This window comes from Burkholderia sp. BCC1208 (assembly GCF_902833095.1).
Classification (GTDB): Bacteria; Pseudomonadota; Gammaproteobacteria; order Burkholderiales; family Burkholderiaceae; genus Burkholderia.
This window is the reverse complement of record NZ_CADFDY010000007.1, coordinates 329077-342361: the sequence shown is the minus strand read 5'-3', so window position 1 is coordinate 342361 and position 13285 is coordinate 329077. Positions and strand designations below refer to the sequence as shown.

At 67.7% G+C, this 13285-nt stretch carries 12 protein-coding genes; 8 read left to right on the top strand and 4 right to left on the bottom strand.

Going from position 1 to position 13285, the window contains the following annotated elements; translation table 11 throughout:
- Positions 1-152 precede the first annotated feature (152 nt).
- Positions 153-413 carry a DUF4880 domain-containing protein gene (locus HWX09_RS18855; RefSeq protein WP_230469040.1) on the top strand — a complete coding sequence of 87 codons (261 nt, stop codon included), beginning with the start codon at positions 153-155 and terminating at the stop codon, positions 411-413.
- 143 nt (positions 414-556) lie between these two features.
- Here HWX09_RS18855 and HWX09_RS18850 read toward each other — a convergent pair whose 3' ends face one another.
- Complete coding sequence (locus HWX09_RS18850) at positions 557-1369, bottom strand: hypothetical protein (protein ID WP_027780979.1); 813 nt, start codon at positions 1367-1369, stop codon at positions 557-559.
- 194 nt (positions 1370-1563) lie between these two features.
- On the opposite strand from HWX09_RS18850, the gene HWX09_RS18845 reads away from it, so the two are divergent.
- Positions 1564-3183, top strand: a complete 1620-nt coding sequence (locus tag HWX09_RS18845) for a transposase (RefSeq protein ID WP_244135817.1) — start codon at positions 1564-1566, stop codon at positions 3181-3183.
- A 67-nt stretch (positions 3184-3250) separates the two neighbouring features.
- Here HWX09_RS18845 and gspK read toward each other — a convergent pair whose 3' ends face one another.
- A complete protein-coding gene (gene gspK / locus HWX09_RS18840; protein ID WP_027780977.1) occupies positions 3251-4246 on the bottom strand; it encodes a type II secretion system minor pseudopilin GspK in 996 nt (331 codons plus the stop codon).
- A gap of 32 nt (positions 4247-4278) precedes the next feature.
- A complete protein-coding gene (locus HWX09_RS18835; protein ID WP_027780976.1) occupies positions 4279-4842 on the bottom strand; it encodes a hypothetical protein in 564 nt (187 codons plus the stop codon).
- A 606-nt stretch (positions 4843-5448) separates the two neighbouring features.
- On the opposite strand from HWX09_RS18835, the gene HWX09_RS18830 reads away from it, so the two are divergent.
- The 6 genes from HWX09_RS18830 to HWX09_RS18805 all read left to right on the top strand — a co-directional run bounded on the left by HWX09_RS18830 (position 5449) and on the right by HWX09_RS18805 (position 12082).
- Positions 5449-6621 (top strand): TIGR03032 family protein, encoded by a 1173-nt coding sequence (locus HWX09_RS18830; protein ID WP_027780975.1) that lies wholly within the window; start codon positions 5449-5451, stop codon positions 6619-6621.
- Positions 6621-7268, top strand: a complete 648-nt coding sequence (gene cysC / locus HWX09_RS18825; RefSeq protein ID WP_034185227.1) for an adenylyl-sulfate kinase — start codon at positions 6621-6623, stop codon at positions 7266-7268. The genes HWX09_RS18830 and cysC overlap by 1 nt, the downstream gene beginning before the upstream one ends.
- A 151-nt stretch (positions 7269-7419) precedes the next feature.
- Positions 7420-9078, top strand: a complete 1659-nt coding sequence (locus HWX09_RS18820) for a ShlB/FhaC/HecB family hemolysin secretion/activation protein (protein ID WP_230469038.1) — start codon at positions 7420-7422, stop codon at positions 9076-9078.
- A gap of 65 nt (positions 9079-9143) precedes the next feature.
- The gene (locus HWX09_RS18815) at positions 9144-10949 is read left to right on the top strand and encodes a MotA/TolQ/ExbB proton channel family protein (RefSeq protein ID WP_027780972.1); all 1806 of its coding nucleotides are present in this window, start codon (positions 9144-9146) and stop codon (positions 10947-10949) included.
- Positions 10950-10968: 19 nt separating this feature from the next.
- On the top strand, positions 10969-11379 hold the full coding sequence (locus HWX09_RS18810) for a biopolymer transporter ExbD (RefSeq protein ID WP_027780971.1): 411 nt from the start codon (positions 10969-10971) through the stop codon (positions 11377-11379).
- Positions 11380-11383: 4 nt separating this feature from the next.
- Complete coding sequence (locus HWX09_RS18805) at positions 11384-12082, top strand: TonB C-terminal domain-containing protein (protein ID WP_027780970.1); 699 nt, start codon at positions 11384-11386, stop codon at positions 12080-12082.
- Positions 12083-12191: 109 nt separating this feature from the next.
- Here the strand turns inward: HWX09_RS18805 and HWX09_RS18800 are convergent, their stop codons facing one another.
- A complete protein-coding gene (locus HWX09_RS18800) occupies positions 12192-13244 on the bottom strand; it encodes an RNA-guided endonuclease TnpB family protein (RefSeq protein ID WP_027780969.1) in 1053 nt (350 codons plus the stop codon).
- Positions 13245-13285: the final 41 nt, after the last annotated feature.

Genomic DNA, 13285 nt, shown 5'->3' with positions numbered 1-13285 from the left:
TATCCATGAGGGCCGGCAAACGCCGGGCCGTCACGCGTGACGGCCCGGTGGTGCGTCGTCGGACCCGAGGCGTGGGTGGCAAGCGCCCCGGCCGCGCAGCGATGCGCGGTGGGGGGATGTGTGTCGAGGGAGCTTCGGGCGGTGGCGTGATCATGAACGAATCGCAACGGGATACGGATTCCGGCGACGCGGACACGCGCGCCGACGCGATCCGCGAGGGCGCGGTGCGCTGGCTGCTGTGGCTGCGCGCCGGCGACACGACTGAACAAGAACGCAACGCTTTCGGGCGCTGGCGCGCGCAGAGCGACGAGCATGCGCGCACGGTGCGCGAGCTGATCTGGATGTGGGCCGTGCTGGAGACGGTCGGCCGTCCGGAGCCCGGCGAGCCGGGCGGGTCGACGCGCACGCATTGACGCGCCGCATGGGCGTTGCAAGAAAGTCTGCGGGTTAGGCGGGGCCGCTGCGACCTTGTATATGAGAGAGCGAGGGGCCGTGAAGAGGGGCGGTGGCGTGGAGACCGGGGAACGGGGGCCGGAATGGGCCCCCGGATCGCCCGTCATGCACGATGGTCGGCGCGCGCGCCGTTCCATGCGGCGTCGAGCGGATCGTCGGCGTCGCGCAGCGGCTCGCGTAGAAACGGAAAGCGTTCGACGAACGGTGCGGATTCTTGCAGGGCCACGATATGGTTGACCATCCATTGCAGCAGTTCGCCGCCGTGCCGGACCTGTTCCGGGCGCCAGTCCGGCATCGTCGAGAAGAGGGCGGAGAAGCCGCTCCAGCGCGACGGGCGGTCGTTGTCGCCGGGGCGAAAATAGGTATTCATCGCGACGTCGCGCGCTTGCGTCAGCGTGCCGACGAACAGCCCGTGCGGCGTCGGCACGCCGATCTGCTGCCAGCCTTCCGCGATCGCCAGCGAGCGCATCACGCGCGCCGCGACGAACGCGATGCGCGTCTCATGTTCGATTTCCGCAAGCGACATCACGCCGTTGCGCTGCATGCAGCGCGCGACCGCGTGTGGCCGGATCACGTTCGACGCGAAACTGCGCAGCACGAGGTCGGGCACCGTCAATTGAAGCTGGAATTCACGCAAGCCGTGTTCGGCGCTCATCGTCGAGAAATGAACGAACAGCCCTTCCGCGTGACCGAGCGCGCCGACGTACGGTTCGAGCCCGAGGCGCACGAGTTTCGGCGCGATCTGACGCTCGAGCAGCCGCAGCAGGTTGCGGCGATTGCGCACGCCCTTGAAATCGTCGAGGCCGCGCGTGACGACATCGCTGATCTCCCAGCGGCGCTCGTCGGCGATGAGCCGCGGCGAGCCGCTCAGGTCGAACCGGGCGCGGCCGTGCGCCACGCGGGGATCTACGTACATGCCGGTGCCTCGTGCATTGATTGCGGGCGAACCGCCGCGACGGCGCGGCGTCGCGCGGATCGGGTCGCTCACGATGCTGCGGGGTCGATCGCGCCGCGTCAAGTGCGAACGCGTTGCGACGCGCGCGAGCGCATGCCGGTGCGGCCCGCACGATCGACCGGACAGCGTGGGGTAACCCGATGATGCGCGCGGTCGTGGAACGCTTCGTCGAACAGAGCCCGATGACGATCATGGCGCGGCTCGTCCTGCAATGCGCGCTGCACGACGACTGGGTCGGCGCCGCGGCGGGGGGCGGCGACGAACCCGACGGCGAGTCGATCCGCGAGGCGCTGTTTGCCGTTGCCGTCGACGCGATCGCGGCGATTGCCGCGTGGCAGCGGATACCGGATGCCGCCGGCACTGTCGCGCCGGGGTTTGGTGCGGCCGTGACGGCGCTGCACGATTGCATGAGCCGGTGGCGATCCGGCTGGGGGCGCGCGCTGGTCAGGGACAGTGTCGACCTGCTGCTGCCGGTCGCGGCGATGCGCGACGTCGATGGCGCGCGCGCCGTCGACGGGATGCGGCTGCGCGTGCTAGATGGGGCCGCCGAGGCCTGTGCGCCGCGAGCCGACGGTTGCGACTGCGGGCGGGCGTGCGACGACCCGGCGCGCGATGCGGTGGCAGGCGGTGCGCGCGTCCTGCCGGTGTACGACCCGGATCTCGGGATGATCGTCGACCTGCTGCCTTGCGAGCGTGGCCGGTCCCACGAGCGCGCATTCGTCGGCGCGCTGCTCGAAACGGTCAGGCCCGGCGAGCTGTGGATCGTCGACGGGCGCTTCGATACGGATGCGATCCTGTCCGGCTGGCCGCGCCGCGGCGGCGCGTTCGTGCTGCGCGAATACGGCCGTTCGGCCGCCTGCCGGCCGCTGGGCGACTGGCAGGATGCCGGCGTGGTCGGTGCCGGGCGCGTTCGCGAACGATCCGTCGGGATGGCCGGTGAAGGCGGCACGTCGGACACGTTTCGCCAGATCGAATGGGAAGGCGCGGAGGCGTCCGGCGAAATCGTCACGCTGCTGACCGACCTGTCGGCCGAGCGGTTCGACGCGCCGCAGGTCGTGGCGTTGTCGCGCCGGCGCTGGCGCGACGCGTTGCCGCTCGCGCTCGAGCCCGTCATGGGCGGCACGCCGTTCGGCGCCGTGCCCGCGCGTGCGGCGCTGCTGGCGAGCGGCATCGCCGCGTTCGCCTACAACGCGTTCAGCGTGATGACGCGCGTCGTCGGCGGCGCGCTCGACCTCGATGCGCGCGACGTCGCGCGCCTGCCGTCGCTGATCGCCGACGGCGTGACGGCCACCTATGCGGGCATGATGATCGCGCTGCCGCCGGACTGGTGGCAGCGTTACGATCAGTTGCCCGCGACGACGCTCGGCCAGATCGTGCGGATGCTTGCCGTGCACGTCGACCCGCGCAGCGAACGGCGGCGCCGCCGCGACAGCCGGCTGTCCTCGAAGTCGCAGGCATTGCTGCGCGCCGCGACGCTCGAGTGCCTGCTGCACGACAACGGCGACGATCCGGCCGCGAGCGTGTTCAGCCTGCGCACGATCGCGATGGCGACGCGCGACTTCAGCAGCAATCCGTCGAAGGCGCTGCGGTACGCCGGTGAGGCGCTGGTGATGGTCACCAAGTACAACCGGCCGATCGCGCTGCTCGTGTCGATCGACGACTGGAACCGGCTGCTCGGCGAAGTGCGCGAGACGAGCTTCACGCGATTGTCGTTCGATGCGGCGGCGGCGCAGGGCCTGCGGCCGGTGACGTTGAGCGAGTCGTCGCTGAATTAGTCGGCGCCGATCGTACGTTGCCGGCCCGGCTCGCCGTTCGCCGCGCCGGTACCTGCCGCATCCGGATTCAACTCGTCAGCCGCCGCACCCAGATCACCGACGTCCACGCGAAATTGCCGCTGCCGTAGCGCGCGATCAGCGTGTCGATGCGCGCGTTGATCCGCGCCGAATGCACGCGGCAATGCACGATGAAGTAGCCGCTGTTCACGCCGACGGCCGCGCCGTCCGGCAACGTCGGGTTGCCGCCCTGCGCGGGCAGCAGGTATTCGGCGATGTCGCCGGTGCTCACGAAGTAGGCGGTCGCGCGCCGATCGACGAGCCGCTTGGCCTGGCTCGCCGACAGCGTCGGGATCGCGGCGACGAGCACGGGTTCGGTCGCGGTGTTCGCGTTGACGACGGTCAGGTCGGGCAGGATCGTGACGAACGGGGCGAGCGCTTCGATCGCATGCGCGTCGTAGCCGGGAACGCGTGCGAGATCGTCGACGGACACGAGCTGCAGCGGCCAGCCGCCCGGGCCGTTCGCGTCGCGCAGCGAACGCAGCATGTAATCGGCCGTCGGTTGCGCGAGCGCAGGATCGAGCGACAACTGGCCGAGCAGGCGCCGGTACGCCAGCACGCCTTCGCCGTTGGACTGCCACGGCTTGCCGGGCGCCGCGCGCGACACGAGGTTCATGAGGTTGAAGCGCGCCTGCGCGTCCTCGACGCTGCCCGAGATCCATGCGCGCGACAGCTCCCCATTGACCGCCAGCGCGTCGGACGGCAGCAGGTCCGAGAGCTGCACGTCGGCGACCGGCGCCGACCATCGCTGGCCGACGAACGTGACGTTCGACGTCGCGCTTTGCGCGCGCAGCGTCGCGCGTGCCCACTCGACCGCGGCGCGCTCGATCCACATCGTCTGGGTCGCGAGCCGCTGGTTCTCGACGTCGCGCGTCGCGACCTGCTGGCGCCACAGCACGCTGGCCGCGAGCGTGGCCGCCAGCGCGACGACGAGCAGCACCATCACGATCGCGATGCCGCGTTCGCGCCGTGCGTGCGCCGTCCTTCCTGTCCCGTATCGATGCATTCGCGTGCCCCCGCAGTGTCGGCGCGGCGCGCTCACACCTCGAACGCCAGCCACGCATGCGCGATGCTCGCATGCGCGGATGACGTGACGCCGAACAGCGCGGCGAGCCCCGCGACCCAGCACGCGAGCGTCGCGGGACGCATGCCGTCGTCGGCAAGCGGGCCGACGAGGCCGGCGATCGCGTGCGAGCGCCACAGCAGCAGCACGAACAGCGTGCAGCCGACGGTCATCGCGATCGCGAACGTGTGGGCTGCAACCGCGGGGCGGCGAGTGAACGGCGTGCGGTGATGCCGCTGGTTCGTCGCGACGATCGCGACGCCGTTCGCGACCGGCACGATCGCCATCGCGAACGCCCAGAACAGCGGCTGGTCGCTCGACGGATTGATCAGCAGCAGCGTGCCGATCGTCCAGATCGGCGGCGCGAGCAGCGTGAGCGAGGTCCACGACAGCAGTTGCCACGCGAGCCACGGCGAGCGCCAGCGCAGCGGCGGATTCGACGCGGCATGAGCGGCGCGCGGACGCAACTGGCCCGGCATACCGGCGGCGCCGGCCAACCGCCCGGCGAGCCACCGTACGAGCATCGTGGCGAATGACATGGAGTGTCCTGTCGTTGACATGTTCCGTTCTCAATAGCTAGGACGAAGCGGGCGGCTGCAAGCCGCAGGATTTCGTACGTGCTCGCGGTTTGCGGTGCGGCGTAAACGGTCCCGACGATCGCGCCCCGTGTTTCGCGCGTGTTTCGTGAATATCTTCAGTCGAATGTCACAAAAACTTCCCGGTTGAAACCGGAGGATTGTCGGGCCGCACGCTGGCCGTCGCATTTTCGCTCGGGGGCCGGCCGGACGGCGCCTCGTTTGCCGGCGGGCCGCCGAAGCGCCGCGCGTCGGCCAGGCAACGACATGTACACGAAACGGGGGCCACGCAAGGTCATGCGCCGCGTCTCGCGAGTCTCCCGCGAGGGCGCGGCCGCACGCATGCAGGCCGCTTGCGTCGATCGCTTGCCCATGCCGGCGGATCGCTCGACGTCACGCAAAAAAACATTGCGGCAATGCGCGCTTCGTTCCGTCTAGGTAGGTGGGAGCTGCGACTTGGTGCGCCGTACGCGGCCCCGTTCGCGACCGATGCGCGTGCATCGGGTCGGCGGGCGGGAGTCTGCGAGCGGGGCATTTTTTCTCATCAGGCGGCGGGAAGCCGACAGGTGCATGACAGTGGAACAGTTCGAGGAAACCCGGCCGGCGGGCGAAAGCGGCGCGCCGACGGACGACGTGTCGGCGCGGCAGGCGGAAGCGTTGTCGCCGGTCATCAACCTGCGCGACACCGGGCGCTTCCTGCAGGTGCTCGAGGCGCTCGGGTGCTCGCTGGCCGTGAGCCGCCGCCCGTCCGGCGTGGCCGTGATCGGCGTCGACGACGGCGTGCCCACGCTGTCCGCGTGCCTGTTGCCGCGCTCGATGGGGATGGCCGTGTCGGGCAAGCGGCTCGCGGTCGCCACGATGCACGAGCTGATGGTGTTCGCCAACGTGTCGACGCTCGCGCCGCGCTATCCCGCCCGACCGGATCACTACGATGCGATGTTCGTGCCGCGCATGTCCTATTACACGGGCGATCTCGACCTGCACGACATGGCGTTCGACAAGCATGTGCTGCTCGCGGTCAACACACGCTATTCCTGCATCAGCGTGATCGACGGCTATTTCAACTTCACGCCGATCTGGCAGCCGCCGTTCGTGACGGAGACCACGCCGGACGATCGCTGCCACCTGAACGGCATGGCGTTCGCCGACGGCAAGGTGCGGTTCGCGACGGCGCTCGGCATGAGCAACGAGCCGTTCGGCTGGCGTAGCGGAATGGCCGGCAGCGGCATCGTGATGGAGGTGCCGTCCGGCCGGATCGTCGCATCGGGGCTGTCGATGCCGCATTCGCCGCGCGTGATCGGCGGGCGCCTGCATGTGCTCGAAGGCGGTCGCGGCCACGTGCTGCAGATCGATCCGCAGTCCGGCGCGCGGCGCGTGCTCGCGAAGCTGCCGGGCTTCACGCACGGTCTCGCCGAATACGGGGGCGTGCTGTTCGTCGGGCTGTCGAAGTTGCGCGACAAACGCGGTCCGCAGGGATTGCCGATCGAAAGCGAATCGGACGTGCTGGTCGCGGGGGTCGCCGCACTCGACGCGAACACCGGCGACGTGCTCGGCATCCTGCAGTTCTTCAACGGCGTCGACGAGATCTTCGACGTGCAGGTGATCCCGAACGTGCGGCGTGCCGAAATCCTGAGCCCGCATCAATGGGCCGAGACGCCGTCGATCGTGACGATGCAGGGCGGCTTCTGGCAGACGCGTCCGCGCGAGGACGACGAACCCGCGAAGGCGGCGGAGCGCGCGTGATGACGATCGATCGTTGCGGGTTTTCCGATGTCGTTTCGTCCTTATCGGTAGACGGGGCCCGCGCAGGGCGGCGCGCGTCGTCGCCGCGGGCCGGCGGGGTGTTGTGGCTCACGGGGTTGTCGGGCGCGGGCAAGACGACGCTGGCCGATGCGGTAGCGGCGCGACTGCGCGACCGACGCATGCATCCGGTGGTGCTCGACGGCGACCGGCTGCGCACGGGGTTGAATCGGGATCTCGGCTTCACGGTGCAGGATCGTTTCGAAAACGTGCGGCGCATTGCCGAAGTCGCGGCACTGACGAGCGAATCCGGCGCGCTGGCGATCGTCGCGGTCATTTCGCCGCTCGCGGCGATGCGCGATGCGGCGAGAGCGATCGTGGGGCCGGCATTCCGCGAAGTGTATGTGAGCACGCCGCTGGTGTGCTGCGAGGCGCGGGATCCGAAGGGACTGTATGCGAAGGCGCGGCGTGGCGCGCTGCCGGAATTCACGGGTGTTTCGGCGCCGTACGAACCGCCGGTGGCAGCCGATCTCACGCTCGATACCGGCCGCGCATCGCTCGCGACGTGCGTCGATACGCTGTTGCAGTTCGCAGTGACGCAGTTCGGTTTTCACGCCGATGCGCAGGCGGCGCTGACGCATCACGGCTGAGTTCGGATCGAAAGTATATCGAGCATCTCGCGGTTCATGATAAGGATGGCGAATCAATCGTCATCAAAGTGAAACAGGCAACTGATAGCGGGGCGAGCGGCGGGTTCGCGACAGCTTCGCTGCGGTCCGGAACAACAAAGGGGAATGGCGCATGCCGCCGAGAGTAGACCGCAAGTCACGCGAACGATGGCGGCTGAATTGCCGATGCCTGGCCGGCGCCGTGCTGGTCGGAGGGCTGAGCCTCGCGCCGGGCGTCCATGCGCAGGAAGCCACCACCGCGCCGGCCGCGAAGGCGGCACCGTCGGCGCCGCAGACGTTCGACGTGAATGCCTTCGTGGTGCGCGGCAACACGACGTTGCCGACGCTCGAGATCGAGAAGGCCGTGTATCCGTTCGAAGGGCCGGGCCGCACGCTCGCCGACGTGAACGCGGCCCGCGATGCGTTGCAGAAGGTATACCAGGATCGCGGCTACCAGTCGGTCGTGGTCGAGCTGCCGCAGCAGCAGGTGAAGAACGGCGTGATCCTGCTGCAGGTGACCGAGGCGAAGGTCGGGCGCTTGCGCGTGGACGGCGCGCAATACAACTCGCCGCAGAACATCCGCGACGCGGTGCCCGCGCTGGCCGAAGGCAAGGTGCCCGATTTCAACCAGGCACAGCAGCAGCTCACCGACCTGAACCGCTCGGCGGACCGCCAGGTGATCCCGGTGCTGAAGCCGGGTGCGCTGCCGCAGACGGTCGACGTCGACCTGAAGGTCGACGATCACAGCCCGCTGCACGGCTCGCTCGAACTGAACAACGACAACAGCCCCGGCACGTCGACGCTGCGCACGACCGCGAGCCTCAGCTATTCGAATCTGTGGCAACTCGGCCACGTGATTTCCGGCACCTACGTGATCGCGCCGCAGCATCCGAACGATGCGCGCGTCTACGCGTTCTCGTATCTCGCGCCGATCAAGGATTCGCGCTGGAGCTTTCTTGCGACGGTCGTGCATTCGGACAGCAACGTCGCGTCGGTCGGCAACACCAACGTGCTCGGCAAGGGCACCACGTACGGCTTCACCGCGATCTATTCGCTGCCGGCGACGGAGACCTACGCGCACACGGTCAGCATCGAGATCGACCGCAAGCATTACGACGAAGACGTGTCGCTGCCGGGCCAGGGTGGCTCGACGGCGCCGCTCACATACGTGCCGGTGACGCTGTCGTACAACGGCCAGCTGAGCCTGAAGAACTCGCAGACGTCGTTCTCCGCATCGCTGACGACGAACATCCGCGGCCTCGGCAGCGACTGGGGCGCGTGGGACAACAAGCGCTACAACGCGACGCCCGATTTCGTGTACGGCAAGTTCGACGTGAATCACACGCAGCGCTTCGCTAACGACATGCAGGCCAATGCGCACGTGAACGCGCAGATCTCGAACTCGCCGCTCGTGTCGAGCGAGCAGTTCGCAGCCGGCGGGATGAACAGCGTGCGCGGCTACATGCAGGCGGAAGACACGGCCGACAGCGGCGTGATCGCGTCGCTGGAGTTGCGCAGCCCGTCGCTGTCGAAGTGGCTGGGCGGCGCGGTCGGCAGCCGGGTGAACGAATGGCGCTTCCATGCGTTCTTCGACGCGGCGCACCTGTGGCTGCTGAGCCCGCTGCCGGAGCAGACGTCGCGCTTCAACCTGATGAGCGTCGGTGTCGGCACGCGGCTGCAGCTCATGAAATACGCGAGCGCGGATTTCGAGGCCGGCTGGCCGTTGAAGGCCGGCGTCTATACGCGGCGGTACAGCCCGCGGTTCGATTTCTACGTAAGGCTGGGATTCTGACGGATTTTTTGATCGTGGCGGGGCGATGCGACGAGCGCGGCGCCCGCCCATTCGGGGAGTGGATCGTGAAGCGAGTCTTGTTTTTCCTGTTGGCGGTGATGCTCGGCGTGCTGCCCGGCATCGCGAACGCATGGTGGCAGAACGACTGGTCGTACCGAAAGGCGATCACGATCGACGCGAGCCCGAAGGGCGCGAACCTCGCGGATTCGGCCGGCCGCGTGCCGCTGCTGATTCGCCTGCATTCGGGAAACTTCCAGTTCGACGGGCTGGCCGACAACGGCGCCGACATCCGCTTCGTCGCGGCCGACGACAAGACGCCGCTGAATTTCCATGTCGAGCAATACGATCCGGTGCTCGGCGTCGCGCTGATCTGGGTCGACGTGCCGAAGATGCCGGCCGGCGCCGCGGAATCGATCTGGATGTACTACGGCAACAAGAAGGCGCCGGACGGCGGCAAGCCGGCCGAGACCTTCGATGCCGACTACACGCTCGTCTATCACTTCAACGGTGCGGCTGGCGCCCCGCCGAAGGACGCGACCGCATACGGCAACAATGCGCAGAACGCGGCGTTCCGCACGGTCGAGGACGGCATCGTCGGCAAGGGCGCGCGGTTCGACGGCACGGGGTCGCTGACGCTGCCGGCGAGCCCGTCGCTGAACTTGGCCGCAGGCGGCAGCTTCACGTTCAGCGCGTGGGTCAAGCCGTCGGCGCTGGCGCCGAACACGCTGCTGTACAGCCGCCGCGACGGCGCGAATGCGCTGCTGATCGGCCTCGACAACGGCGTGCCGTTCGCGGAAGTGGCGGGTGCGGCCGGCACTCCGGCGCCGGTGCGCACGCCTGCCGTTCCACCCGTCGCCGCGAATCAGTGGACCCATCTCGCGGTCACGGCCGACGGCAAGAACCTGACCGTCTACGTGAACGGCAAGCAGGCCACGCAGGTCGCGGCGACGCTGCCCGCGCTGACTGGCGCGGCGGCCGTAGGCGCGGACGTCGCCGGCGCGCCGGCCGGGTTCGCCGAGTATGCGGGCGCGCTCGACGAACTGCGCCTGTCGAAGATCGCGCGCTCGCCGGCCGCGATCGCCGTCGACGCACTCGCCCAGGGCTCGGAATCGAAGCTCGTGGCGTACGGCGCCGACGAGAAGCAGTCGGGCTTCGGCTTCGGTTACTTCGGCGTGATCGTGCAGTCGGTGACCGTCGACGCGTGGGTCGTGATCGCGATCCTGCTCGGCATGGCGCTCGTGTCGTGGATCGTGATGTGGACCAAGGCACGCTACGTCGGCACCGTCGACAAGGCGAACCAGTATTTCGTGCAGCGCTTTCGCGAGGTGGCCGGGCGTCACCTGGTCGGCCTCGCGCACGTCGACGAAGCGAGCGTCGACGGCCGCCGGCTGTACCAGTCGTCGCTATACCGGCTGTACAAGGCCGGCGTGCATGAAATCCACAGCCGCATGGACGGCAACGGCCGCACGGTGATCACGAGCGAATCGATCGAGGCGATCCGCGCGTCGATGGACGCGACGCTCGTGCGCGAGAACCAGCGGCTGTCGAAATCGATGGTGCTGCTGACGATTGCGATCTCGGGCGGCCCGTTCCTCGGCCTGCTCGGCACGGTGGTCGGCGTGATGATCACGTTCGCGGCGATCGCGGCGGCCGGCGACGTGAACGTGAACGCGATCGCACCGGGTATCGCGGCCGCGCTGCTCGCCACCGTCACCGGCCTGTTCGTCGCGATTCCCGCGCTGTTCGGCTACAACTACCTGCTGATCCGCAACAAGAACGTGACCGCGAACATGCAGGTGTTCGTCGACGAATTCGTCACGCGCCTGGCCGAAGCTCACCGCACGCCGGATCACGCCGTGCTGGCCGACTGACCGCACGCAGGAGACCACCATGCAGGTTCAGGACGACGACAAGCCGTACGACGACATCAACATCACGCCGATGCTCGACCTCGCGTACGTGCTGCTGATCATCTTCATCATCATGACCACCGCGTCGGTGCAGGGCATCAAGGTCGACCTGCCGAAGGCGAGCTCGTCCGCGAGTCTCGCGAAGCCGAAGACGAAGGCGATCACGGTCGCCGATTCGGGGCAGGTGTTCCTCGACGCGTATCCGGTGACGATGGACGAGCTTGAAAGCCGGCTGCGCACCGAGAAGGCGACCAATCCGGAATTCCCGATCGTGCTGAAGGGTGACGCGGCCGTGCAGTACCAGAAGGTCATGGACGTGCTCGACTTGCTGCGCCGGCTCGACCTGTCGCAGGTCGGGCTCGTGACCGGCAAGGCGAAGCAGGGCGGCTAGCGCGATGGAAATGACCTACAACGGCGGCCCGCCGCAGAAAGGCCCCGGCCGCTTCGTGAAGCCGGTTGCGATCGCGCTCGTGCTCGCGGGGCTCGCCGCGCTGATCTGGCATTTCGCGGGGGACACCGCGGGCGTGAAGCGCGTGAGCGCGCCGCAGGTGACGACGGTGATTCCGTTGCCGCCGCCCCCGCCGCCGCCGAAACAGAAGCCGCCGCCCGAGAAGGTGAAGGAAGAGGTCAAGACGCCGGTCGACAAGCCGACCGTCGCGCCGAAGCCTTCGGAGGCGCCGAAGCCGTCGGACAACCAGCCGAAGCAGATGACGATGAACGCGCCCGCGCAGGCCGGCACCGACAGCTTCAACATCGGCGCGGGCGACGGCTCGGGAATGGTCGGCAGCGGCGGGGGCGGCAAGTTCGGCAATGCGAGCTATGCGCAGTACATGGTGTACGTGCTGCAGCGTGCGATCGAACAGGACAAGGGCGTGCAGGAGGCCGGCGGTGCGCGGTTCACCGGCAGCCTGAACCTGTGGATGGATGCGTCGGGGCGGATCACGAAGGTGACGGTCGCGCAGTCGACCGGCGACGGGAAGATCGACGCGGCCGTCGTGGCGGCGGTCGAGGCGCTCGGCAAGGTCGACGAAGTGCCGCCGCCGGCGACGTCGTACCCGGTGCTCGTCAAGCTCCAGGGCCGCAAGCCGGCATGACGATGCGCGCGAGAGACCACGAAAGAATCATGGGGCAGGTCCGTCGCACGGATGCTGCCGGAAAAGAAACGAAAATTGTTCGGAGTGCTTCGTTGACGTCATCCTCTGCCTAATGGCTGAGGATTCCCACACCTGGCGATGCACGTCCGCATCGGAGAATATTTAACGCAGCGTTGGTATCACGATCATGTACGACACCGCATTCACTGCATGTCCATTCTCTTATTCGCAACCCTGCGATACCTTTCGGCCGCGTCGTGCTGTCTTTCGACCCACACGACGAACAGGACTGGGTAGAACCGTGTTCGTCGACTTCCTCGAACGTGGCCCCGTGCGCCATCGCCTTGTAACGGAGCTTGTTTCGGAAGGACGACCAGGATGCGTCGTAGACGCTTTTCGCCATCCTGGTTCTGGCGAGTTTGACGGCCGACACGTTGCCGACCGCGAGGTAATCGAAGCGCCGCACAAGATCGAGCGCAAGCTTGTGTTGAAAATCGGCACGGGCATTCGCGACCTTGGCGTGCAACTTCGCGATATGCCGCTTGTGCTTTCGTGCTCGCTGCGCTTTCGCCAGCTTTTCCGCCGCTCGTCGGCCGAACTGGTCATTGGGCAGCTTCTCGCCGGTCGAAAGTGTGGCGAAGTCTTTCAGGCCGAGATCGATACCGACACCGGAACGGATCGGGCGGGCCTGAACATCGGGCATCTCGATCACGATGTTGAGAAACCAGTTGCCGCGTGCATCCTGCGCAAAGTTGGTTCCGTCCTTGATCTTGCCTTCGGGAAGCGGGCGGCTGTTGAACACGCGAAACGTGTTGCCGGCGAAACGAAACGCGTCACCCTCGCGCTTCAGGTCACGCCCCTTCAGCGGCACCCAGCCCAGCGATTTCCTGCCGCGATAGCGCAGGTAGGGCCGACGGTGCTGAGTACGCGACTTCGCGTATTGCTCGCACGTCGCGTTGACCGTGCCGGAGTGAATACCGAGTTCCTTGCTGCTGCCGGTGGTCAGCACGTTCAGGTCGAAACCGGTCGGCCACTTCTTGTTCCACTTGAGCGCGTGCTTCTGCGTGTCGTTGCAGAAGTTCCAGACGTAGTTCACCGCACGGCTCTGCTTGTTGAGCAGTCCGTTGAGCGACTTCACCCGGTAGCGATAGACAAGGATCATGCCGGCCATCCTAGCCTGCGGACGAAGTCGCCTGTCAAGGG